Here is a 22,644-nt window from a genome sequence, read left to right on the forward strand (position 1 = left end):
TGTGCCGTATCAGGGATTACTGTCAGTGCTGAACCCATTAAGCACTGTAGCCGTTGCGATGCAGGTTAATTTGTTTTCTGATGCGGCTCTCCGGCCATCGCTGACATTGACAGCAGGTCCAGAAAAGGCTAGATCTATGCGCCTACTTGCGCACCTGTGCGTAAGCCAGAAGAGGCGCGTCGCCCAGGCAGTGTGTTGGAGGAACCGTATCCGGTGAAAACACATCATGGGGAGCGACGCCGAGGTGGGTCAGCACACGGTGTGCTGCCTGTCGGCTACAGGGGCTGAATCCTCTGGGTTGTCACCAGAAACGTCTGCAGTCGACGTTTCGCAAGGTGGGGCGCTTCTGGGTGACTCGTCTATCCGATCTTGTCCGCCCGTTTCTGCTCTTTCCTTGTGCCTGGCTGAAAGAATGTTTCTCGACCCTTTCATCGGCGAGAACAAGATAACCTGACACGAGGTTCTACATGTCTCAAACACTGATAGTGGCAAAATTCGGCGGCACCAGCGTAGCCGATTTTGAAGCGATGAACCGCAGCGCCGATGTGGTGTTGCAGGACGCCAGCACGCGTCTGGTAGTGCTCTCTGCTTCCGCAGGCATTACTAATCTGCTGGTTGCGCTGGCTGAAGGCCAGCAGGCTCCTCAGCGCGCTGTGCTGCTTGATGATATCCGCCGTATCCAGTACGCCATTGTTGATTGCCTGCAGCGTCCGGAAGTGATCCGCGATGAAATCGATCGCATGATCGATAACATCAGCATGCTCTCCGAAGCTGCCTCACTGGCCACCTCAAATGCCCTGACCGATGAACTGGTCAGCCACGGTGAGCTGATGTCATCGCTGCTGTTTGTGGAAATTCTGCGTGAACGTCAGGTTAACGCGGAGTGGTTCGATGTCCGCAAGGTCATGCGGACCGACGATCATTTTGGCCGGGCCGTACCGGATGTCCAGGTGCTGGCGGAGCTGGCGACGGCGCAGTTACAGCCGCGCATTGAGCAGGCGCTGGTCATTACTCAGGGCTTCATTGGCAGTGAAAGCGAAGGGCGCACCACCACCTTAGGCCGTGGCGGCAGTGATTACACCGCTGCGCTGCTGGGCGAAGCGCTCAACGCAGCGCGTGTGGATATCTGGACAGATGTGCCGGGCATCTACACCACCGATCCGCGCGTGGTGCCGACGGCGAAGCGCATTGATGAAATCACCTTTGAAGAAGCCGCCGAAATGGCGACGTTTGGTGCCAAAGTGCTGCACCCGGCGACGCTGCTCCCCGCCGTGCGCCGGGGTATTCCGGTCTTCGTCGGTTCCAGTAAGGATCCGGCAGCGGGCGGTACCCGTGTCTGTAACGAAACCCGCAACCCGCCGCTGTTCCGGGCGCTGGCTTTACGCCGTAAGCAGACGCTGTTAACGCTGCACAGCCTTAACATGCTGCATACGTTTGGTTTCCTCGCCGAACTCTTCAACATTCTGGCGCGCCACAACGTCTCGGTTGACCTGATCACCACCTCTGAAGTGAGCGTGGCGCTGACCCTGGACACGACCGGCTCGACCTCAACCAGCGCCAGTCTGCTGACCCAGGCTTTGCTGACTGAACTCTCGTCGCTGTGCCGGGTAGAAGTAGAAGAAGATCTGGCGCTGGTGGCGATTATCGGTAACCAGCTGTCAAAAGCGTGCGGCGTCGGCAAAGAGGTATTTGGTGTGCTCGATCCGTTCAACCTGCGGATGATTTGCTACGGTGCCAGCAGCTATAATCTCTGCTTCCTGGTGCCGGGCAACGATGCGGAAAGTGTGGTACGTACGCTGCATCGCAATCTGTTCGAGTAGGCTTCTCTGCCGTTCAGGCCGCCTCTGCGCGGCCTGAAAAACGGCAAAAACCGTTCACCTCTCTCCGATTGCTCCCCGTTACGCGACTTCCACTAATCTATATAAATACAAACGCTTAACGCCTGTCATTGCCAAATGGCAACCCCTTTCTCTGCGCATTTCGTGTACTTCCGTTGCGCTCCCTTTCCTCAGATTTATAATCCCGCCGCTGAATCAATTCACCCAAATTTAGGAAATATCATGAAAAGGTTAGTCGCAGAGGCGCTGGGTACTTTCGTACTGGTCGCAGGCGGTTGTGGTAGTGCCGTGCTGTCAGCTGCGTTCCCGGAACTGGGCATTGGCTTCATGGGCGTGGCGCTGGCTTTCGGGCTGAGCGTGCTGGTCATGGCGTATGCAGTCGGTCATATCTCAGGTGGTCACTTTAACCCGGCCGTGACCCTGGGATTAGTGGCAGGCGGACGTTTTCCTGCATCACAGGCCATCCCTTACATCATCGCGCAACTGGTTGGCGGCATCGTCGCGGGCGCCGTGCTCTATCTGATCGCCAGCGGTAAAGGTGATTTCAGTGCAGCGGCCAGTGGCTTTGCGGCGAACGGCTACGGCGAACACTCGCCGGGTGGCTTCAGCCTGCAGGCAGGTATGATCACCGAAGTGGTGATGACCGCGATCTTCCTGATTGTCATCATGGGTGCCACCAGCGAACGCGCGCCGAAAGGCTTTGCACCGATCGCGATCGGTCTGGCGTTAACCCTGATCCACCTGATCAGTATTCCGGTGACCAACACCTCCGTTAACCCGGCCCGCAGCACCGCAGCAGCCCTCTTCCAGGGTGACTGGGCGATCTCTCAGCTGTGGATGTTCTGGTTGATGCCGATTATCGGTGCCGTGATTGGTGGTTTGATCTACCGCGGTTTAGAGGAAAAAGCAGCGTAATTTCTGCGATATGCAGCGGATCGGCAGCAGTCGATCCGCATTTTCCCGCCTCGCCCCATCTTCGCCTTACGCCATGATAATGAAATGTTATGATCCCGCCTTCGTCACGGCAGTCGTTGCTGTCTGGCGACGCTCTATGGCAAATCTGCATAAAACATAACATTCTTATAAGGAAGTCTGGCTATGCTCGCCACGTTAACCCGCCTGTTCCCGCTCTGGGCCGTGCTGTTGTCTGTCGCCGCGTATTACTCTCCTGGTACCTTTCTCGGCATCGGACCCTGGGTCACTTATCTGCTGATGCTGATTATGTTTGGCATGGGTGTCACCCTGAATATCGACGATTTCAAACGGGTACTGACCCGGCCTGCGCCGGTGGTTGCCGGAACGTTCCTGCACTATCTGGTGATGCCGCTAGCCGCCTGGGGGCTGGCAAAACTGTTTCATATGCCGCCCGATCTGGCAGCCGGTATGATTCTGGTCGGCAGCGTGGCCAGTGGCACCGCCAGCAACGTGATGATCTATCTGGCGAAAGGGGATGTGGCGCTGTCGGTGACCATCTCTTCCGTTTCCGCGCTGGTGGGCGTGTTCGCCACGCCGCTGTTAACCCGCTTTTATGTTGATACCCACATTCAGGTTGATGTGGTGGGCATGCTGCTGAGCATCGTGAAGATCGTGGTGATCCCGATTAGCCTCGGACTGATCATCCATCACAGCATGAACAGCGTGGTTCGCCGGGTAGAACCGTGGCTGCCTGCGTTTTCGATGGTCTGCATTCTGCTGATCATCAGCGCGGTAGTGGCGGGCAGTCAGGGCTTTATCGGGTCGGTGGGTCTGATGGTGATCGCGGCGGTGATCCTGCATAACGCGATTGGCCTGCTTGGCGGCTACTGGGGCGGCAAGCTGTTTGGCTTCGATGAGTCAACCTGCCGCACCCTGGCGCTGGAAGTCGGCATGCAGAACTCCGGTCTGGCGGCGACGCTGGGCAAACTCTACTTCTCGCCGCTGGCGGCATTGCCGGGCGCGCTGTTCTCGGTGTGGCACAACCTGTCAGGTTCACTGCTGGCGGGTTACTGGTCCGGAAAACCGATTAAGAAGAAGTAACCGTGGCGGCGCATTATTGCGATGCGCCGCTTCTCACTGCTGTTGCGCCGGACGATTGCTCCGGCGTAACTATCTGTTCACCCGCCTTATTCATAATCCCGTTCATCGTCGGGCTGATCCAGCACGGTATAGGCCACACTGCAGAACAGGGAATTCAGGCGCTTCATGTCTCCCAGTAAACCAAGGTGCAGCGAGCTGGTCTCAATGCTCTGCACGTTCTGCTGGTGCAGGCGGTCAACGTGGGCGTGGGAGTAACGGCGAATCATCAGGCGGAAGCGATGTTTTGCGCGGCGCAGACGTTTGGCGCTGGTGACATCGTGCGACAGAAACACTGACAGACTCATTCTGAGGTTGGCGATCAACAGTTCATGTAACTCCTGCAGCTCTTTTAATCCCTCGGCAGAAAACGCGCGGCCCGCTGCCAGCGACTTGTCAGCCACATCACCACTCATCCGCTCAATGATGTCTCCGGCCTGCTCCAGATTCAGCGACATCTCGATAATTTCGCCCCAGCGGCGCGAATCCTCTTCGGGCAGATCCTCTTTTGGCATCCGTGCCAGATAGAGTTTGATGGCGGTATAAAGCACATCGACATCATCATCCAGCCGACGCACCGTGCGCTCCTCGCGGGATTCGCCATGCACCACTTTGTTAAACGCCTCCAGCATCTGCTCCAGCACGTCACCTATACGCAGCGCTTCGCGGGCGGCATTCACCAGCGCCAGCGCCGGGGTATCCAGCGCACTGCGATCGAGGTGCTTTGGCTTGAGGTGCAGCGCGTTATCCACGTCGTCGGCAATAATACGACGGCAGAGGCGCGCCATCAGGTCAGCAAACGGCACCATCGCCACGCAGCGGATCAGGTTGTAAAACACATGGAAGAAAATCACTAACTCTTCGTCGTTGACCGGCAGCTTGTCGAGCCAGGTCGCCACAATATCCACAAACGGCAGGATCAGTACACAGCCGATGAACTTGAACAGCAAGCTGCCGAGCGCCACGCGTTTGCCCGCGGCATTCGAGCCACTGGCGTTGATCATCGCCAGCAGGCCGCTACCGAGATTGGCACCAATCACCAGACAGAGCGCGACCTTGAACGAAATCACCCCGGTGGCGGTCAGCGTCGCGGTGATCAGCACCGCAGCAAGGCTGGAGTAACTGATAATGGCAAACACCGCGCCCAACAGCGCATCAAGCATCACGTCACCGGTCAGGCTGGAGAAGAGCACCTGAACACCGGCGGCCTGGGTAATGGGCCGGGCCGCTTCGACAATCAGCTGCAGCGCCAGCAGGATCAGCCCCAGGCCGATACTGGCGCGGCCTAACTGACCGGCGCGAGTCTGCTTGCGGCTGAGGAAAAACACCACGCCAAAGAAGATAAACAGCGGTGAGAGCCACGAGAGATCAAAGGTCAGGATTCGCGCCATGATGGCTGTACCGACATCCGCGCCCAGAATCACCACCAGCGCGGGCGTCAGGCTGACCAGATTCTGCGCCACAAAAGAGGTGACCAGCAACGTCGTGGCATTGCTGCTCTGCACCAGCGTGGTCACGCCAATGCCCGCCAGAAACGCCATCGGTTTTTTTTCAATGCTGCGGCTCAGCACGCGCCGCAGATCGGCACCGTAGACCCGCATGATGCCGGTTCGTACGATATGCGTGCCCCAGACCAGCAGGGCCACCGCAGAGAGTAGATTAAGCAGGGTTAACACGTGGTGTCGCTCCTCGTTTGTCAGGCCTCAAGCAGCACAGACTGCCAGCCTGACAGAGAGAGCAATCTGTGAAGGGGATTGCCGTGCAATGCGTGATTTTTTCCTGTGTTTTAAGCAACCTGGCGCAAAGTCGACATCTCTAATTGTAGACCAATCTTCCTGCCAGCGGGATGCAAATCCGCCGCCGATCGGTTAAGCACATCCACCGAAAGCTCCACGTCATGGGCCCGGATACGATAGCGGATCACATTACCCAGCAGGCTGTGACTGAGGATTTCCGCAGGAATGCCCTGGCCTGGTGCGGTGAACAGCATCGATTCCGGGCGAATGGCGACCTGGCTGTTGAAAGGCTGGCCGGTCAGGCGCGTCGCCTGTTCAGCGCTAAGCAGGTTGTAGTTGCCGATAAATCCGGCAGCAAAAAGATCGACCGGCTGGGTATACAGCGCTTCGGCATCGCCGTTCTGCACGATTTTGCCCCGGTTCATCAGCACGATGCGGTCAGAGAGCGTCAGCGCCTCCTCCTGATCGTGGGTGACGAACAGGGTGGTGAGATTCAGCTCGCGCTGGATGCGGCGGATTTGATCGCGCAGATGGCGACGGATACGTGCATCCAGCGCCGACAGCGGCTCATCCAGCAGCAGCAGACGCGGACGCGTCACCAGCGAACGCGCCAGCGCCACGCGCTGACACTGCCCGCCTGACAGCTGATGCGGATAACGACGCGCATAGTCGCTGAGTTCAACCAGATCCAGCACCTCCAGCACCCGCTGGCGGATCTGCGCTTCAGGCAGTTTCTGCATCTTCAGGCCAAACGCGACGTTCTTCTCCACCGTCATGTTAGGAAACAGCGCATAACTCTGGAACACCATGCCGATGGCGCGTTTCTGCGGAGCCAGCGGCACGATATCTTTGCCTTCCAGGCGGATTTCACCGCTGTCGACGCCGGTTAATCCCGCCAGACAGCGCAGCAGCGTCGATTTACCGCAGCCGCTGGGGCCGAGCAGGGTGACAAATTCCCCTTCAGCGGCACTGAAATCGATCTGCTCGAAAATGGGCGTCGGTCCATAGGACTTGTTCAGCTCTCTGACCTGAAGGTAACTCATATTCAGCCTCGTTCTGGATTCAGGGCGTTGGCCAGCCAGGTGACCAGCAGCACCACAAAGAAGTAGGAGATCACCAGCGCGCTGGTGAAGTGACCGCTGCCGTTACGCATATTGAAGAGGTAAACCTGCAGGGTTTCATAGCGGTTGCCGACCAGCAGGTTAGCGAAGACAAATTCGCCAATCAGGAAGGAGAATGAGAGCAGCACGGCAATCAGCATCCCTTTGCGCAGGTTAGGCAGCACCACCCACAGTGCAGCCTGCCAGGTGCTGGCACCCAGCAGTTGTGCGGCATCGATCAGCTCTTTCAGGTTGATGGCCTGCATATTGTTTGCCAGCGCCCGGTAGATAAAGGGCAGCGCGATGGTGAAATAACAGCCGATTAAGATCCATGGCGTGCCGGTCAGCATCAGCGGTGACGACGAGTAGAGCTGAAGTAATCCCACGGATGACACCACCGGCGGCACGGCGAAAGGCATCAGGATCAGGATGTTCATCACCGAATCCAGCCGTGGAAAATAGTAAGCGATTACAAACATGGCAGGCAGCACCAGTACCAGTGAGAACAGCAAGGCGCCAAAGCAAATCAGCAGCGAATGACCCAGCGCTGTCAGAAAACGCGGGTCGCTCCAGAGCTGGATGAACCACTTCAGGCTGTAGCCCTGCGGCAGAATGGTATTACTCCAGTCGGACGAGATCGCATAGAGCAGCGTAGCCAGCAACGGCAGCGCCAGCAGGGTAAAGAGTAACCCGACCATGATCCGGTGATAGAGGTGCTCAGCACGCGACATGACGGCTCCTTTCATGGCTGTTTCGCATTGAGATAGCTGCGGCGCACCAGATACTGCTGCACCAGGGTGATGAGCGCCATAATGGCCACCAGCAGCATCGCCAGCGCGCTGCCGGTGTTGGGATCAAGCGAGATATCACCCGAGACCAGCGCGGCGATGCGTACCGGCACCACGTTGAAATTACCGGTGGTGAGGGCGTAAATCGTGGCGTAAGCGCCCAGCGCATTCGCCAGCAGGATGACAAAGGTTCCGAGCAGCGCCGGGAACAGAATCGGCAGGCCGATATGCCACCAGTAGCGCCAGCGGCTGGCACCCAGCAGTGCAGCGGACTCCTGCCACTCTTTTTTCAGCCCGTCGAATGCCGGATAGAGCAACAGCACGCCCAGCGGGATCTGGAACCAGGTGTAAACCAGCACCATGCCGTTGCGCGAGAAGAGCCGGAAGCTCTCAATCACACCATAATGGCGCAGCAGCAGCGTCAGGCAGCCGTTCAGCCCCAGCAGAATCACAAAGGCAAACGCCAGCGGGACTCCGGCAAAGTTGCTGGTCATGTTGGTAAAGGAGATAAGAAAGCGCTGCAGTCGTCCGCCGCCGAGCTGATGCAGCGAATAGCCGGTGACCAGCGCAATCAGTAATCCCCAGATGCTGGACCAGATCGAGATATCCAGCGAAAAGCGAAATGCCTGCTGGTAGAACGGTGAGGTGAGAATGTCGTGATAGTTATCCCAGCCCCACTGGCTGTTCATGTCACTCCAGAAGCTGTTGATGGCAATCCACAGCAGCGGTGCCAGCTGAAAGGCGACCCAGAACAGGGTGAAAGGTAACAGCAGCAGCAGTGCGAATCCTTTTCCCTTCATCTTTGTGACTCCGCCAGCAGGCCGCGACAGACCGGCTTGTCATGCGCCACTTCAAGCAGTTCACACAGCGTGCCGCACAGGTCGGTCTGCTGTGGGGCAAGGTCAGGCTGCAGCGAGAAAGCGTGGCCAAAGACAAACAGCGGCACCGTGGTCTCCTCTGGCAGAATTCCGCCATGGGAGCGATCGTCATTCATGCCGTGATCGGCGGTCACCATCACCTGATAGCCCTCGGCCAGCCACAGCGGCATCCACTGCGACAGCAGGCCGTCGGCGATGCGCGCCCGGTTGCGATACTGCGGCGAGGAAAGTCCCGACTTATGACCGGCATCGTCGATATTCATCGGGTGGATCAGCAGAAAATCGGGATCGTGACGCAGCCGCAGGCTCTCTGCATCTTCAAACAGGTGCGAATCGGGATAGCTATCGTCAGAATAAAAATGGCCGAACTGAATGGGCAGGTCCGGCGCGTCGGTATGACGATCGCGCGCCGGAACGAACGGGGTGCGGTTATAAAGCTCACTCACCCAGTGGTAGGCCGCCGCCGCTGTCGTCAGTCCCGCCGCTCGCGCAAAGTGAAACACGCTGCGTTCGCGACTTAACCGGCTGACGCCATTATGAATAATGCCGCTTCTGACCGGCGGAACCCCGGTCAGAATGCACTCATAAAGCGGACGCGACAGTGACGGTAATTCGCAGGTCATACGGTAATAGAACCCGTTGCCCTGCGAACATTCGGCATGCAGGTAACCCATTGCATGTTGTGCGACCTGATTGCTCAGGCCGTCCAGCACTACCAGGATGGTCTTCATTCCGTTCTCCCTGCCGCGAATTACTGCTGCATATTGATGATGACGTTTTCCTGCCACAGGCGCGGCAGCATTTTCGACGATTTATCCCAGGCAGCCTGATCCTTAACCGGACGGGCATTTTTATATTCTGACTGTGGCAGCAGGCGAGCCTGAACGTCCGCTGGCATCGTCAGATGCTCGGCACGAATCGGGCGCGCATAGCCTTTAGCCAGATTGATCTGTCCCTGGTCTGAGAAGATATATTCGCGCGTCAGTTTTGCGGCGTTAGGGTGTTTCGCATATTTGTTGATGATGGTGGTGTAGCCAGAGGTCACTGAACCGTCCGATGGGATCACCACTTCGTAGCGGTTTTTGTCGATCTGGTCACGGTAGTTCAGGGCGTTAAAGTCCCACACCACCGCCATCTGCACTTCGCCTTTTTCGATGTTAGCGATCACCGGATCGGTCACGCCAAGACGACCCTGTTTGGCCAGATCGGCAAAGAACGCCAGCGCCGGTTTCAGGTTCTTCTCATCACCGCCTAAAGCGTAGTTGGCAGCCAGTACGCCGTTAGCCGCCTGAGCAGCCACACCGACGTCACCGATAGTAACCACATACTTACCTTTCTTCAGATCGGCCCAGCTGTGGGGGATGTCTTTAACCTGCTGCTTGTCGATAAGAAACGCGATAGTGCCGGTATAAGCCAGCGCCCAGTTACCGTCTTTGTCCTTGGCCCAAGCCGGAATTTGATCCCAGTGCGTCGGTTTATAGGGCTGGGTCACGCCCTTAGCCACAGCGATGGGGCCAAAGGCAGCGCCCACGTCACCGATGTCAGCGCTGGCATTCTCTTTCTCTGCATCGAATTTCGCCAGCTCCTGCGCCGATGACATATCGGTATCGCTGTGCTTAAGACCATATCTGGTGCTGATGTCGTTCCAGGTATCTTTCCAGTTGGCCCAGCTGTCCGGCATCCCGACGCTGTTGACCTGACCTTCACTGCGCGCGGCTTTTTCCAGCGCGGCGAGGTCGTTATCGGCGGCCTGCGCAACGGGCAGGGTGAGGACTACAGCACTGGCTACTACAGAGGCGATAAACGCTTTCATCTCAGTTGCTCCGGGTGTAAGTTGATGGGCCTGGCTGGTCTAGTCCAGCAAGAACCGAGCCAATGTAGCCCCTGTATATGAACGATTTATGACAAAGCGGTGCGGTGCGCGGGATAGGCGACAAGAGACGTGACGCGTTTGCCCGTCACAGGCGTGTTTACCTGAACAGTAAGAGTGCGGAGTCGCACCAAAATGAGGCTACTGTTGTGGAGTCGATAGCACTCAAAACGGCGGATGCGATTGCCAGCGTACTGCTGACGCGCATTAAGGCGGGTGAGTTCAGCGGCGGGCGACTGCCGTCGGAGCGTGCCTTAAGCGAGGCGTTCAGCACCACGCGGATTACTCTGCGGGAAGCGCTGGGCAAGCTGGAAGCGCAGGGGATGATCTACCGGGAACTGCGTCGTGGCTGGTTTATCGCGCCGCCGCGCTTAATCTACAACCCGCTGCATCACAGCCACTTTCATGCCATGGCGAGGGAGCAGGGACGGCAGGCGACCACCGAGGTGATCGCCGCTGAACAGGTTGCGGCGCACGATAGCGTAGCGACGGCACTGCGACTGGCACCCGGTTCGGCGGTTTACTGCATCCGCCGCCTGCGGCGCATCGATGGGCGCGCGGTGCTCTATGTTGAACACTACCTCAATCCGCGTTTTTTCCCCGGGCTGCTCGATGAAGATCTGACCCGTTCCCTGACCGATCTCTATGACCAGCGCTACGGTATTCGATACGGCGGCGCGCGCTTCACTATTCTGCCCGGTCCGTTACCGGAGGTTGCTGCACCCACGCTGAATGTGGCTCCGGGCAGCCCCGGCTTGCTGATTACCCGTATCAACCGCAACCAGCAAAAAGAGGTGATTGACTGCGACTGTGAATACTGGCGCTACGATGCGCTCTGTGTGGATGTGGAGGCCTGAGGAGTTATTGTGATTTGCATCACACTCGCGCATGATACTGCGCGCTAATAACTCCTTTTTAAAGGTGCAACATGAGTGACAAAAATCCTTTGGCCCGCCACCTTGCAACGGTACTGCAATGGGTGCTGAATCTGGGTCTGCTGAGTCTGGCGATCATCCTGATCGTCTTTTTAGGCAAAGAAACTATCCATCTGGCAAACGTGCTGTTTAACACCGGCGAGCAGGCTTCCTCCTATCTGCTGATTGACGGAATCGTTATCTATTTTCTCTATTTCGAATTTATCGCCTTGATTGTTAAGTATTTTCAGTCGGGTTATCATTTCCCGCTGCGCTATTTCGTCTATATCGGCATCACGGCTATTATCCGCCTGATCATCGTCGACCATAAAAATCCCTTCGATACGCTCTGCTACTCTGCGGCGATTCTGATTCTGGTGATCACCCTGTGGCTGGCAAACAGCAACCGGCTGAAACGCGAGTAATCCCCCTGCCGTCTGACACGACGGCAGGTGTTCGCATCGCTTCTCTGCGCTAAACTAGCGACCTGAAAATTATCGGGAGTGGTGCTATGTCGCAAGACGCACTCAGCTTATTACGTTCGCTCAACTGGCTTTCTCCGTCGCAGGGTACCCTTGCGCCGCCCTTGCTTGACTGGCTGATGGAGGAGGACTCAATGACGCGCCGTTTTGAACAGCATTGTCAGCGAGTCACAGTTCAGCCGCTGCGCGAAGGCTTTATCGATGCCAGCGAGTTGGGTGAGGAAAGGGCGCTGTTGCCAGACGATGAACGCTTCTGGTTGCGTGAAGTGCTGCTGTTCGGCGACGATCAGCCCTGGCTGGCGGGTCGCACTCTGGTGCCGGAAAGCACCCTCAATGGTCCAGAGGCGATGCTGCAACAGCTGGGCACCCGTCCTCTGGGTCGCTATCTCTTCTCCTCGTCGACGCTGACCCGCGATTTTATTGATCCGGGCCAGGTGGAGGGATTGTGGGGACGGCGTTCGCGCCTGCGTCTCTCCGGCAAACCGCTGCTGCTGACTGAACTGTTTTTACCGGCATCGCCGCTCTATCGCGATCTGGTCTGAGGATCCTGTGGTGCAAAATAGCTTAAGTATGAATAAGTGGCGGGCCTATGCTCGCCTGATGCGAATCGACAAACCCATCGGTACGCTACTGCTGATGTGGCCAACATTCTGGGCCTTATGGCTGGCTGACATGTCGATTCCGCCGCTGCCGGTGCTGGCGGTATTCGTGGCCGGGGTGATTGTGATGCGTGCGGCCGGTTGTGTGATCAACGACTACGCCGATCGCAAAGTCGATGGACATGTTGAGCGCACGAAGCACCGGCCACTGGCCAGCGGCGCAGTCAGTGCAAAAGAGGCTAAGCTGCTGTTCGTGATTCTGGCGCTGGTGGCGTTTGCGCTGGTGCTGACCATGAATCTGATGACGATTATGCTCTCCGTCGTGGGGCTGGCGCTGGCCTGGGTCTATCCCTTTATGAAGCGCTATACCCATCTGCCGCAGGTGGTGCTGGGGGCCGCGTTTGGCTGGGCGATTCCCATGGCCTGGTCCGCAGTTAGTGAGTCCTTACCTCTGGTCTGCTGGCTGGTCTTTATCGCGAACATCTGCTGGACGGTCGCTTATGACACTCAGTATGCGATGGTCGACAGGGACGATGATCTGAAGATTGGCGTGAAATCGACGGCGATTTTGTTTGGCCGTTTCGACAAGCTGATCATTGGTCTGCTGCAGCTGGCGACGCTGCTGCTGATGGCGCTGGTGGGGATGATGCTGCATCTGAATGGAGCCTTCTACTGGACGCTGCTGCTGGCGGCTGCGCTGTTTGTTTATCAGCAGAAGCTGATCGCCGGGCGCGAACGCCAGCCCTGTTTCCAGGCTTTCCTGAATAATAACTACGTCGGGATGGTGCTGTTCCTGGGCATACTGATGAACACGCCGCCGTTCAGTCAGCTGTTCTGATAGAGCGTTTTGGGCATAAAAAAGGCGACCTCATGAGGTCGCCTTTTTACTATGCGCGGGGGTCAGTCGTGCGCCACCGCGGTTTCAATCGTCATGCGGACATCGCTGGTGACCAGGTCAGCCAGGATATGCCAGGTCGCCAGAGTCTGCGCGACATCGGCATCACCGCTGTCGCTGATATATCCTTCATCGCGCAGCGTCAGTACCAGCGAGGTAAAGACTGCTTTGTCGAAGAACTCCGGCGCATTGATCCCGTGCAGCACCGACAGACGCTGTGCCAGCGTCCGGCTCTCTTTCTCCAGCGTGCCACGGTTAATCGTCGGCTTGGCGCTGAGAATCGAGAAGGTAATGGCATAACGCTGCAGCGTTTCGCGCACACCGGCAGCCAGCAGCTGCAGCGTACGATAGCGCGCTGCGGTAAAGCGCAACTCACCGGCTTCGAAGGTAATCAGGCCCTGACGCGCCAGCTCCTGACTCACATCAGTCAGCAGTTGTGGCAGCTCATCGGTCTGCCAGCGCAGGAACAGTTCACTCTTCAGCATCGGATAGATCAGGCTCACCTGACGCAGCAGTTCTGCTTCGGTCAGCGTCTGATGCTGCTGAACAATGGCGGCAATCAGCGACGGCATTACCAGCATGTGATGAATGTTGTTGCGATAGTAGGTCATCAGCACGGCCTGCTCACGCGGCAGAATGATGATGTCGCCAATGCTGTCCTTTTCACTCTCAAACTTATTCATACCCAGGGCGTGATCCAGCAGCGCTTCTGCGGAAAGATCGGGTACGGTCGCGTTTGGCGAATAAGGCACATTGCGCAGCAGCTGGGTATAGCACTCCAGCTGTTCAATCAACTGTTCACGGGTTAGTGAGCGCTGACGTGACGCCAGCAGCGCCGTCACACAGAGGTTCATGGCGTTGGCCGCGCCCGCTTCATTGATACGCACCATCAGGCTGGCCGCGATATCATTGACGGTCGGCGTTAACCAGCTCGGACGCTGCGGCTCAATCGGATCGATCGCATCGCGCCATTCCGGCACCCGTTTGTTGAGATAGTTGACCAGCGGCAGCGGCTCGCCAAAGTTAACGTAACCCTGGCCGAGATTGCGCAACTTGCGTAAGCCGCGCACCATCTGCATGAAGCCCTCTTTCTCTTTTGCCGCACCGCGCAGTTCTTTGGCGTACGTACCCACTTCCATCACATGCTCATAGCCAATGTAGATCGGCACCAGCGTGATTGGACGATTGCCGCCGCGCAGCATCGCCTGCAGCGTCATGGCTAAAGTGCCGGTTTTAGGGTCCAGCAGGCGACCGGTACGTGAACGGCCCCCTTCAACAAAGTATTCAACCGAATAGCCGCGGGTGAACAGCTCGCCGAGATATTCGCGGAATACCGTGGCGTAGAGCTTATTGCCTTTAAAGGTACGACGAATAAAGAAGGCGCCCAGACGACGGAAAATCGGGCCGGCTGGCCAGAAGTTGAGATTGATACCGGCTGCAATGTGCGGCGGCACCAGACCCTGATGATAGAGCACATAGGAGAGCAGCAGATAATCCATGTGGCTGCGATGGCAGGGCACATAGACAATCTCGTGGCCATCCTGCGCCAGCTGACGAACCTTTTCGCCGCCATTGACGTTGATGCCCTGATAGAGACGACTCCAGAGCCAGCCCATGACACGGTCGGTGACGCGAATGGCTTCGTAGGAGAAGTTTGCAGCGATCTCCTCCATCATCTCGACGGCATTCTGCTGCGCTTTCTCATGAGAGATTTTCTTGCTGCGTGCTTCATCTTCGACGGCTTTTTCAATCGCTTTGGATTGCAGCAGACGATTAAACAGATCCTGACGCGCCGGTAAACGCGGGCCAATCGCCGCCAGTCGCTGACGGGCAAAATGGATGCGTGCCACACGAGCCAGCTTCTGAGCAATCGACTTATCGGTACCGTGCTCCGTGGCCATGCGGCGCAGCGAGACGGTTGGCGAGAAGCGGACGAAACTGTCGCGTCCATGCCAGATCACGGCAAAGAACTTCTGCACGCCGTTCAGCAACCGCAGATGTGGCGTGGGTTCGCCCTGGACTTCACGTCCTGGTGCGCGGCCAAACATCACGGTGACCGGCAGCATCTGAATATCGAGCTTAGGGTTATTGCGATGCAGGTCCAGGTAATCGTGAAAAATTTTCACCGATTCCACGCTGGGCACAAAATAGGGGAAGACGCGCGGGCCATCATGGATAAACACGTGGCGCGGCAGCAGTGAACCATCAATCTCCAGCGGAGAAAGCGGGTCGGGCAGATGATGCCGCAGACACTGTGCGCGTAAAGTCAGTAAGTCGGCCTTCGAATCGTAAGGCAAAACATACATAATAGGTCGGGTCGGATCCAGACCATGTTCAGACACGGGATCGGCCGGAATGGCCTTACTTTTTACCAAAAACGACAGTGGTAAATTAAGCAATTTGTAATAGAGTTTACGCCAACCTGACATAGACAACATGAAGCCTCTTGTTAGCAAAGCGCCGCAAGCATAGCAGAAAGTGCAGCGAAGATCTGTGGTGGTGCCAATTGCACGCAGCCCAGACATTGACGTCAATCCGATGAAAGGGTTCTCACATCATGGCAAATAATGCCACCGGACTTATCAGAATAGTAAAAGCCGCAGGTTACTCATGGCAGGGACTGCGCGCCGCCTGGCAACATGAAGCGGCGTTTCGCCAGGAAGCACTGGCTGCGCTGGCCGCTATTATTATCGCGTGCTGGCTGGATGTCGATGTGATCTCCCGCATCCTGATGATTGGCGCGGTGGTACTGGTCGTCATTGTCGAAATCCTCAATAGCGCCATTGAAGCGGTGGTTGACCGTATTGGTCAGGAGCACCATCCCCTGGCGGGCCGGGCAAAAGACATGGGCTCGGCGGCGGTGCTGATCAGCATCATACTGGCCCTGTTTGTCTGGGTCGCGCTGCTCTGGACACATTTGCGATAAGCCTTCCACAACGCGCCTCAGGGCGCGTTTTCACTGACAATCGGTTTCCATTTCACCAATACCTGTATATACTCACAGCGACTGTATAAACAACCAGGGGGCGGGATGAAAGCATTAACCAGCAGGCAGCAGCAGGTCTATGACCTGATTCGCGACCATATTTCTTCAACAGGCATGCCGCCTACGCGTGCAGAGATTGCCGCGCAGCTGGGCTTCCGCTCGCCGAATGCGGCAGAAGAGCATCTGAAAGCGCTGGCGCGTAAAGGCGTCATCGAGATCGTTTCCGGTGCATCGCGCGGTATTCGTCTGTTAATGGAAGAAGAAGTTTCAGAAGGGCTACCGCTGATTGGCCGGGTTGCTGCCGGTGAGCCGATCATGGCGCAGGAACATATCGAAACCCACTACAAAGTGGATCCGGGCCTGTTCAAGCCTTCTGCCGACTTCCTGCTGCGCGTCAGCGGAATGTCGATGAAAGATATCGGGATTATGGACGGCGACCTGCTCGCAGTACATAAAACCCAGGATGTGCGCAATGGCCAGGTTGTCGTTGCCCGCATTGATGATGAAGTGACCGTTAAACGCTGGAAAAAGCAGGGTGCTATCGTGCATCTTCTGCCGGAAAACAGCGATTTCGACCCGATTGTTGTCGATACCCGTGCACAGTCGCTGACCATTGAAGGTCTGGCGGTTGGCGTGGTCCGTAACGGCGAGTGGCTCTGATTCTGAGGGCTGCGTGCATTCGCCTTTTCTGATGCTATTCTGTCTGCCCTAATTTTGTCGCCTGCTTAACTGCAGCGACACTGAGCACGGAACGGCGAATGCGCTTTATCACGGCAACGGATAAAAATCTCTGGCGGCTTGCGCTGCCGATGATCCTTTCAAATATCACCGTTCCTTTACTGGGAGTGGTCGATACTGCAGTTATTGGTCATCTCGACAGCCCTGTCTATCTTGGCGGGGTTGCGGTCGGGACCACAGTGACCAGTTTCCTCTTTATGCTGCTGCTTTTCCTTCGAATGAGTACCACTGGCCTGACGGCTCAGGCGTTTGGTGCGGGTGATAAAACCGCTCTGGCACGCGCGCTGACGCAGCCGCTGATTATTGCGCTGCTGGCTGGTGTACTGTTCATCGCTTTACGTTATCCCATTATTCAGCTGGCGACCCATCTGGTTGGCGGCAATCCTGATGTTCTGGAACAGGCGGCGCTGTTTATTCAGATTCGCTGGCTCAGTGCGCCTGCCACCCTGGCAAACCTGGTGATTCTGGGCTGGCTGCTGGGCGTGCAGTATGCGCGCGCGCCGGTGATCCTGCTGGTGGTGGGCAATCTGGTTAACATCGTGCTCGATCTCTGGCTGGTGATGGGGCTGCACTGGGGTGTTGCGGGTGCGGCAACCGCCACGGCGCTGGCGGAGTACATCACGCTGGTCGTCGGCGGCATCATGGTCTGGCGGGTGTTAAAGCTGCGCGGTATTACGTTAAGCCTGCTGAAACAGAGCTGGCGCGGTGACAGCGGTCGGCTGCTGCGACTGAACCGGGATATCATGCTGCGCTCTCTGATGCTGCAGCTCTGTTTCGCCTCGCTGACGGTGCTAGGCGCGCGGCTGGGTCCGGATGTGGTGGCGGTTAACGCGGTATTACTGATGTTCATTACCTTTACGGCCTACGCGCTGGATGGCTTTGCCTACGCGGTTGAAGCGTTTGCCGGTGAAGCGCATGGCGCAAAAGATGGCAGTAAATTGCAGCACGTCTGGCACTCCGCCTGTCGGCAGGCAGTGGTGGTGGCGCTGTTTTTCTCACTGATCTATGCCATTTTTGGCCCGCAGATCGTTACCCTGCTGACCTCTCTTCAGTCACTCCAGCAGACTGCTGACCGCTACCTGGTCTGGCAAATAATCATGCCGCTGATCGGCGTCTGGTGTTATCTGCTGGATGGGATGTTCATCGGGGCGACGCGCGGACGCGAGATGCGTAACAGCATGGTCGTGGCGGCGGCAGGCTATTTTCTGACGCTGCTCAGCGTACCTGTGCTGGGCAACCACGGCCTGTGGCTGGCGGTGACGGTTTTCCTGGCGCTGCGCGGCCTGTCACTGTGGCTCATCTGGCGTAAGCACTGGCGTCAGAACAGCTGGTTTGACGCCTGATCCTGCGGGGGCCGATTCAGGGCGATACAGATTATTCCGTATTATTCCGCGGTTATTAAATTAGCTACTACAATTAACTTTAAGCAGCGCAGTTAACCAGCGCTTTATATCGTTATTTTGTTAAGTAGCAAGATAATAATTAAACCCCGAGAATTGGAGGTCTGCCATGAATAAAGACGAAGCGAGCGGCAACTGGAAGCAGTTCAAAGGCAAAATGAAAGAGAAATGGGGCAAGCTGACCGACGATGATATGCAGGTTATCGAAGGTAAACGCGATCAGCTGGTCGGTAAAATCCAGGAACGTTACGGTTATGCGAAAGATGAAGCAGAGCGCGAAGTAACGGACTGGGAAGGTAAGAACAAAGATCACCGCTGGTAATCAGGGACTCTGATAATCAGCTTAATGCCTTCCGGTGCGCCCGCACCGGCACAGGGATGAAAATGCACAAGGATGTGCAGATTACCCGCGTTTTCCCCGCTTTTTACCCTCATCCTGATGATCGTGTTCGCAGCTTTCATGATGCGTACAGGCTTCAACCGCAGCACAACTTTCACATAAACCATGCGCTTCAATCACGCTGTGGCGTAACGCAAACTGCGCTTCACCCGCCAGCGTTGCGATAATCTTCTCCACGCCCTGCGCCTGCTTTTCTGTAACGGCGGCACAGCGATCACAGACCAGCATCACCGACGTATGGGCTGGCGCTTCAAAGTGGTGACACATGACGTAGCTATTGTTGGACTCTACCCGATGAATGAAACCCTGCTCCAGCAGAAAATCCAGCGCACGATAGACGGTAGGGGGTTTAGCCTGCGGTTCGCTGACGCGGAGCTGATCCAGCAGATCGTAGGCGCTGATTGAGCCGGGCTGCTCGGCCATCAGACGCAACACTTCAGCACGCTGCGAAGTCAGACGCACACCGCGCTGCAGGCACATTTTCTCGGCCTGAATCAAAATTTGCTGCGACGTCATGTTGGTCATGAAAATTCTCCGCTGGATAAGTGATGTTATTTTATCACACATAGTTTCGCGGTGCTGAGGTTGGTTTTCGCCTGAAAAAACAGCATTATTTGCCTGATAAAGCAGCATATTTAGAATTTCAGCCGTCTTCTATCTCAAATCTGACGACAAATCAGATCCATTCTGAATCCACCTGAAGCGGAATTTGTTGGCATTTTGCTTTGCATCTCACTGAGTTAAGAAGTAATGTTCAGAAAGGCTTAAGAAAAGTCTGGCATTATTTGAAATGCCCCTACGCAGTCTGAACTATTACAACGGTTTTTTGATTGGAAAACGTCCAATCCTTTGAATTAAGGCACTGTTTCCTTTGAATTCACAGCAATAACGCGTTAGCCAGGGTTCACAATAGGGCTAACAAACTATTCAGTCGTTGAATGTTTCAATGACAATTTCTCAGGTGATGGCAGGCAAATGGTGAAAAAATCCGCTCAACGTTCAGCGCTGAAGTACTCCGCTGTAGCGACCGCGCTTTTCCTTTCTTCTTCCGCCATGGCGGCAGGGACCTGGTATGATGCACGTAATGACGCCATGGGCGGCACCGGCGTAGCATCCTCTGTCTATGGCTCCGCAGTGCTGGCGAACCCGGCATTGATGACGCGTGCTAAACCCGACGATAACGTCAGCATTATTGTTCCTTCAGCGGGCATTCAGGTGACTGATAAAGATAAGCTGATTGATAAAGTCGATGATATTACGGACACCGTGGATCGTTATCGCACGGTGCTGGGTAACCTAACACCAGCGGATTTCTTCCGTGCTAACTCTGAACTGCGCGCTGCCTCAGGTGATGTGGCCAACAAACTCAGCGATTTGCGCGGTAATAAAGCCGACGGCAGTGCGGGTGCGGCCATAGCTGTTACGATCCCCAATGAAACGCTGCCTTTCGCCTTTATTACCAAAGCCTACGGAACGGCACACGTCCGCGCCAACGTGGTCCAGAGTGATATCGACTATCTGCGTAGTATAGAAAACGGGGCATTCCCACGTCCAGGCGATCAAAATAACCTTCGCTCCAGTGCGAATGGCTTAGCGGCACTGACCATTGATTATGGTGTGGCGGTGGCGCATGAGTTCACCATCGCTGGTCAGCCGGTATCGGTGGGCGTGACGCCGAAAGTGCAGAAAACCTCGCTCTATAACTACACGGCCAGCATCTATAACTACGACAAGAGCGACATCAACAATAGCCAGTATCGCAGCACCGATACCGGTTTTAACGTTGATGCCGGTCTGGCGACCACCTTTGCTGAAAACTGGACGCTGGGTGTGACCGGGCAGAACCTGGTTTCGCGCGATCTGCAGACCAAAGAGGTCAACGGTTACCGCGATACCTACCAAATTCGCCCGCTGGTCACCACCGGTCTGTCCTGGGATAAAGGTCCGTTTACCGTGACGGGCGATGTGGATCTGACTGAAACCAAACGCTTCAAAAGCCAGGATAATAGCCAGTATGCGGCTGTGGGCGCGGAATATCGCGTACTTGACTGGCTACAGCTGCGTGGCGGTTATCGTGCGGACATGCGTTCTCACGACGAAAATGTCGTCACAGCAGGTTTCGGTGTGTCACCGTTTAACAAAGCCGTCCATCTGGATCTGGCTGGCTCAGTGGGTGCTAACAACACCTGGGGCGCGATGATGCAGCTCGGCTTTAACTTCTAAGCGCGTTATTCAGGCTGTTCGGGGGCGGGCGATGCACTATCGCCCGCCCTTGTGTTATCCTTGCACAGAATTCCATCACCTTTAATTACCGGATTGTCTGCGCTTCATGCCTAATTTCTCTTCGCAACGTTTCTCTATCGCCCCTATGCTCGACTGGACCGATCGTCACTGTCGCTATTTTCATCGTCAGCTGACCGGTGACACGCTGCTCTACACCGAAATGGTGACCACGGGCGCGATTATTCATGGCAAAGGGGATTACCTGGCTTACAGTGAGGCGGAACATCCGGTTGCATTGCAGCTTGGCGGAAGCGATCCGGCGGCACTGGCGCAGTGCGCAAAGCTGGCAGAGCAGCGCGGCTACGATGAAGTGAACCTGAATGTCGGCTGTCCCTCCGATCGGGTGCAGAACGGTCGTTTCGGTGCCTGCCTGATGGCCGAGGCGAATCTGGTCGCGGATGCTATTAAAGCGATGCGCGACGTAGTCTCCATTCCGGTCACGGTGAAAACCCGCATTGGTATTGATGAGCTGGACAGCTATGAATTCCTGACCGATTTTATCGGCACGGTAGCGGGACGCGGTGAGTGCGAGACATTTATCATTCATGCGCGCAAAGCCTGGCTCTCTGGCCTCAGCCCCAAAGAGAACCGCGAAATTCCACCGCTGGACTATCCACGCGTATATCAGCTGAAACGCGATTTTCCGCATCTGACGATCGCGCTTAATGGTGGTGTGAAAACGCTTGAAGAGGCTCAGACTCATCTGCAGCACCTCGACGGCGTGATGATGGGACGTGAAGCCTATCAAAACCCCGGTATTCTGGCGCAGGTCGATCAGACGCTGTTTGGTCGTCAGCATCCGGCGGCTAACCCGGTGGAAGTGGTGCGCGCCATGTATCCTTATATTGAAGCGGAACTGGCGAAGGGCACGTATCTGGGACACGTTACACGCCATATGCTGGGACTGTTTCAGGGTATCCCAGGCGCCCGCCAGTGGCGACGTCACCTGAGTGAAAACGCCCACAAGCCGGGTGCCGATGTCCGTGTGCTGGAAGCGGCGCTGGCGCTGGTTGCGGATAAGATCCCGCAGGAAGCCTGATCCGAAATCCAGACCCGAAAAACCAGCCCTGAAAGCTGGTTTTTTTTACGCCACGATATGGCTTTTTTCACCAGGTTACCATGTGTTCTTTAGCTATTATTACTTAAAAATCAATTATTTAACGGTTGGCACGCTTCTTGTAATAGCTATAACAATCAATCTCAAAAAAGGAGCGCTGACGTGGAAATATTATTCGTATTAGGGTTTTTCCTGATGCTATTGCTGACCGGCGTTTCGCTGATTGGCGTGCTGGCTGCACTGGTGGTCGCAACCATCGTGATGTTTGTCGGTGGACTGTTCGCAATTGTTATCAAGGTGTTGCCGTGGCTGGTGCTGGCGGTGATTGCTGTGTGGCTGCATCGTGCCTTTTTTGGCGACAGCGATGAGCGAGCGCGTCGTAAGCTGAGACGTAAGATCAACAGGTTAGACCGCAAAGGCTGGCGCTAAATGCGGTAGCGATCACAGTGTGAGAGATTGCTTAGCGCTGAACTGCAATTAAACATATTTTTTACTTATGTTTTCTGGCAGGATGCCTGTCGTCAAATCGATGTGCCATCGACTCGACATGAATTCATCGCCGCTGTCCCTACACCAGCGCGAACAAAAAATAAAAAAAAGAAGAGGGCTTCCTACGGGAAGCCCTTTT

22 protein-coding genes and 1 riboswitch are annotated in these 22,644 nt (G+C 56.1%); of the genes, 14 read left to right on the forward strand and 8 right to left on the reverse strand.

The genetic code is table 11. The features are described 5' to 3' along the window. Positions 1–161: 161 nt before the first annotated feature. Positions 162–354, forward strand: a riboswitch (Lysine riboswitch). 113 nt (positions 355–467) lie between these two features. From lysC to panS, 3 genes are all read left to right on the forward strand, one after another. Then, positions 468–1,820, forward strand: a complete 1,353-nt coding sequence (lysC, locus tag ACN1CO_RS11065) for a lysine-sensitive aspartokinase 3 (protein WP_419139030.1) — start codon at positions 468–470, stop codon at positions 1,818–1,820. Between the two features lie 240 nt (positions 1,821–2,060). Continuing rightward, positions 2,061–2,753, forward strand: coding sequence for an aquaporin Z (aqpZ, locus tag ACN1CO_RS11070; protein ID WP_419139031.1), 693 nt, complete (start codon positions 2,061–2,063; stop codon positions 2,751–2,753). Positions 2,754–2,936: 183 nt separating this feature from the next. Continuing rightward, the gene (gene panS, locus ACN1CO_RS11075) at positions 2,937–3,854 is read left to right on the forward strand and encodes a ketopantoate/pantoate/pantothenate transporter PanS (RefSeq protein WP_150012063.1); all 918 of its coding nucleotides are present in this window, start codon (positions 2,937–2,939) and stop codon (positions 3,852–3,854) included. 86 nt (positions 3,855–3,940) lie between these two features. On the opposite strand, the gene ACN1CO_RS11080 is transcribed toward panS, so the two are convergent. The 6 genes from ACN1CO_RS11080 to ACN1CO_RS11105 form a co-directional block, all read right to left on the reverse strand. Then, positions 3,941–5,566, reverse strand: a complete 1,626-nt coding sequence (locus ACN1CO_RS11080; RefSeq protein WP_419139032.1) for a Na/Pi cotransporter family protein — start codon at positions 5,564–5,566, stop codon at positions 3,941–3,943. Between the two features lie 110 nt (positions 5,567–5,676). Further along, positions 5,677–6,669 (reverse strand): ABC transporter ATP-binding protein, encoded by a 993-nt coding sequence (locus ACN1CO_RS11085; protein ID WP_419139033.1) that lies wholly within the window; start codon positions 6,667–6,669, stop codon positions 5,677–5,679. A gap of 2 nt (positions 6,670–6,671) precedes the next feature. Further along, positions 6,672–7,457 carry an ABC transporter permease gene (locus ACN1CO_RS11090; RefSeq protein WP_061061338.1) on the reverse strand — a complete coding sequence of 262 codons (786 nt, stop codon included), beginning with the start codon at positions 7,455–7,457 and terminating at the stop codon, positions 6,672–6,674. Positions 7,458–7,468: 11 nt separating this feature from the next. Continuing rightward, positions 7,469–8,314, reverse strand: coding sequence for an ABC transporter permease (locus tag ACN1CO_RS11095; protein WP_419139034.1), 846 nt, complete (start codon positions 8,312–8,314; stop codon positions 7,469–7,471). Next, entirely contained in the window at positions 8,311–9,123 is an 813-nt protein-coding gene (locus ACN1CO_RS11100) for an alkaline phosphatase family protein (protein WP_003855799.1), read from the reverse strand. The genes ACN1CO_RS11095 and ACN1CO_RS11100 overlap by 4 nt, the downstream gene beginning before the upstream one ends. A gap of 20 nt (positions 9,124–9,143) precedes the next feature. After that, the gene (locus ACN1CO_RS11105) at positions 9,144–10,205 is read right to left on the reverse strand and encodes an ABC transporter substrate-binding protein (RefSeq protein ID WP_419139035.1); all 1,062 of its coding nucleotides are present in this window, start codon (positions 10,203–10,205) and stop codon (positions 9,144–9,146) included. A 206-nt stretch (positions 10,206–10,411) separates the two neighbouring features. Between ACN1CO_RS11105 and ACN1CO_RS11110 the strand changes: the two genes are divergently transcribed. The 4 genes from ACN1CO_RS11110 (at position 10,412) to ubiA (ending at position 13,095) form a co-directional block, all read left to right on the forward strand. Next, positions 10,412–11,119: a UTRA domain-containing protein gene (locus ACN1CO_RS11110; RefSeq protein WP_419139036.1), complete on the forward strand. Its 708-nt coding sequence runs from the start codon at positions 10,412–10,414 to the stop codon at positions 11,117–11,119. A 71-nt stretch (positions 11,120–11,190) separates the two neighbouring features. After that, positions 11,191–11,601 (forward strand): phosphate-starvation-inducible protein PsiE, encoded by a 411-nt coding sequence (gene psiE / locus ACN1CO_RS11115; RefSeq protein WP_090963668.1) that lies wholly within the window; start codon positions 11,191–11,193, stop codon positions 11,599–11,601. A gap of 86 nt (positions 11,602–11,687) precedes the next feature. Then, complete coding sequence (gene ubiC / locus ACN1CO_RS11120; protein ID WP_419139037.1) at positions 11,688–12,200, forward strand: chorismate lyase; 513 nt, start codon at positions 11,688–11,690, stop codon at positions 12,198–12,200. 10 nt (positions 12,201–12,210) lie between these two features. Further along, positions 12,211–13,095, forward strand: coding sequence for a 4-hydroxybenzoate octaprenyltransferase (ubiA, locus tag ACN1CO_RS11125; protein WP_419139038.1), 885 nt, complete (start codon positions 12,211–12,213; stop codon positions 13,093–13,095). A gap of 62 nt (positions 13,096–13,157) precedes the next feature. Here ubiA and plsB read toward each other — a convergent pair whose 3' ends face one another. Continuing rightward, positions 13,158–15,581 (reverse strand): glycerol-3-phosphate 1-O-acyltransferase PlsB, encoded by a 2,424-nt coding sequence (gene plsB, locus ACN1CO_RS11130; protein ID WP_283548053.1) that lies wholly within the window; start codon positions 15,579–15,581, stop codon positions 13,158–13,160. A 128-nt stretch (positions 15,582–15,709) separates the two neighbouring features. Here plsB and ACN1CO_RS11135 point away from each other — a divergent pair, with 128 nt between their 5' ends. The 4 genes from ACN1CO_RS11135 (at position 15,710) to ACN1CO_RS11150 (ending at position 18,598) form a co-directional block, all read left to right on the forward strand. Next, positions 15,710–16,078 carry a diacylglycerol kinase gene (locus tag ACN1CO_RS11135; protein WP_283546525.1) on the forward strand — a complete coding sequence of 123 codons (369 nt, stop codon included), beginning with the start codon at positions 15,710–15,712 and terminating at the stop codon, positions 16,076–16,078. A gap of 105 nt (positions 16,079–16,183) precedes the next feature. Then, positions 16,184–16,798, forward strand: a complete 615-nt coding sequence (lexA, locus tag ACN1CO_RS11140; RefSeq protein ID WP_003855777.1) for a transcriptional repressor LexA — start codon at positions 16,184–16,186, stop codon at positions 16,796–16,798. 98 nt (positions 16,799–16,896) lie between these two features. After that, positions 16,897–18,219, forward strand: a complete 1,323-nt coding sequence (gene dinF / locus ACN1CO_RS11145; protein WP_419139039.1) for an MATE family efflux transporter DinF — start codon at positions 16,897–16,899, stop codon at positions 18,217–18,219. Positions 18,220–18,385: 166 nt separating this feature from the next. After that, a complete protein-coding gene (locus ACN1CO_RS11150) occupies positions 18,386–18,598 on the forward strand; it encodes a CsbD family protein (protein ID WP_090963679.1) in 213 nt (70 codons plus the stop codon). An 81-nt stretch (positions 18,599–18,679) separates the two neighbouring features. On the opposite strand, the gene zur is transcribed toward ACN1CO_RS11150, so the two are convergent. Beyond that, positions 18,680–19,201, reverse strand: a complete 522-nt coding sequence (gene zur, locus ACN1CO_RS11155; RefSeq protein ID WP_090963681.1) for a zinc uptake transcriptional repressor Zur — start codon at positions 19,199–19,201, stop codon at positions 18,680–18,682. A gap of 450 nt (positions 19,202–19,651) precedes the next feature. Here zur and ACN1CO_RS11160 point away from each other — a divergent pair, with 450 nt between their 5' ends. The 3 genes from ACN1CO_RS11160 to pspG all read left to right on the forward strand — a co-directional run bounded on the left by ACN1CO_RS11160 (position 19,652) and on the right by pspG (position 22,445). Next, positions 19,652–20,899: a conjugal transfer protein TraF gene (locus ACN1CO_RS11160; protein WP_419139040.1), complete on the forward strand. Its 1,248-nt coding sequence runs from the start codon at positions 19,652–19,654 to the stop codon at positions 20,897–20,899. A gap of 106 nt (positions 20,900–21,005) precedes the next feature. After that, positions 21,006–21,998 (forward strand): tRNA dihydrouridine(20/20a) synthase DusA, encoded by a 993-nt coding sequence (gene dusA / locus ACN1CO_RS11165; protein WP_283546521.1) that lies wholly within the window; start codon positions 21,006–21,008, stop codon positions 21,996–21,998. Between the two features lie 180 nt (positions 21,999–22,178). Further along, positions 22,179–22,445, forward strand: a complete 267-nt coding sequence (gene pspG / locus ACN1CO_RS11170) for an envelope stress response protein PspG (RefSeq protein ID WP_090963687.1) — start codon at positions 22,179–22,181, stop codon at positions 22,443–22,445. The last annotated feature ends 199 nt before the right edge of the window (positions 22,446–22,644 follow it).

The sequence above is a fragment of the Pantoea sp. R13S299 genome, assembly GCF_048515925.1.
Classification (GTDB): Bacteria; Pseudomonadota; Gammaproteobacteria; order Enterobacterales; family Enterobacteriaceae; genus Pantoea.

Excerpts from the sequence above, each read along its gene's own strand:
- ACN1CO_RS11150 (WP_090963679.1), top strand. The coding sequence starts at position 18,386 with ATGAATAAAGACGAAGCGAGCGGCAACTGGAAGCAGTTCAAAGGCAAA.
- aqpZ (WP_419139031.1), top strand. The coding sequence starts at position 2,061 with ATGAAAAGGTTAGTCGCAGAGGCGCTGGGTACTTTCGTACTGGTCGCA.
- ACN1CO_RS11085 (WP_419139033.1), bottom strand. The coding sequence starts at position 6,669 with ATGAGTTACCTTCAGGTCAGAGAGCTGAACAAGTCCTATGGACCGACG.
- dinF (WP_419139039.1), top strand. The coding sequence starts at position 16,897 with ATGCGCTTTATCACGGCAACGGATAAAAATCTCTGGCGGCTTGCGCTG.
- ACN1CO_RS11105 (WP_419139035.1), bottom strand. The coding sequence starts at position 10,205 with ATGAAAGCGTTTATCGCCTCTGTAGTAGCCAGTGCTGTAGTCCTCACC.
- ACN1CO_RS11095 (WP_419139034.1), bottom strand. The coding sequence starts at position 8,314 with ATGAAGGGAAAAGGATTCGCACTGCTGCTGCTGTTACCTTTCACCCTG.
- plsB (WP_283548053.1), bottom strand. The coding sequence starts at position 15,581 with ATGTCAGGTTGGCGTAAACTCTATTACAAATTGCTTAATTTACCACTG.
- ACN1CO_RS11100 (WP_003855799.1), bottom strand. The coding sequence starts at position 9,123 with ATGAAGACCATCCTGGTAGTGCTGGACGGCCTGAGCAATCAGGTCGCA.
- dusA (WP_283546521.1), top strand. The coding sequence starts at position 21,006 with ATGCCTAATTTCTCTTCGCAACGTTTCTCTATCGCCCCTATGCTCGAC.
- zur (WP_090963681.1), bottom strand. The coding sequence starts at position 19,201 with ATGACCAACATGACGTCGCAGCAAATTTTGATTCAGGCCGAGAAAATG.
- ubiC (WP_419139037.1), top strand. The coding sequence starts at position 11,688 with ATGTCGCAAGACGCACTCAGCTTATTACGTTCGCTCAACTGGCTTTCT.
- lexA (WP_003855777.1), top strand. The coding sequence starts at position 16,184 with ATGAAAGCATTAACCAGCAGGCAGCAGCAGGTCTATGACCTGATTCGC.
- ACN1CO_RS11090 (WP_061061338.1), bottom strand. The coding sequence starts at position 7,457 with ATGTCGCGTGCTGAGCACCTCTATCACCGGATCATGGTCGGGTTACTC.
- panS (WP_150012063.1), top strand. The coding sequence starts at position 2,937 with ATGCTCGCCACGTTAACCCGCCTGTTCCCGCTCTGGGCCGTGCTGTTG.
- psiE (WP_090963668.1), top strand. The coding sequence starts at position 11,191 with ATGAGTGACAAAAATCCTTTGGCCCGCCACCTTGCAACGGTACTGCAA.
- ACN1CO_RS11135 (WP_283546525.1), top strand. The coding sequence starts at position 15,710 with ATGGCAAATAATGCCACCGGACTTATCAGAATAGTAAAAGCCGCAGGT.
- lysC (WP_419139030.1), top strand. The coding sequence starts at position 468 with ATGTCTCAAACACTGATAGTGGCAAAATTCGGCGGCACCAGCGTAGCC.
- ACN1CO_RS11160 (WP_419139040.1), top strand. The coding sequence starts at position 19,652 with ATGGTGAAAAAATCCGCTCAACGTTCAGCGCTGAAGTACTCCGCTGTA.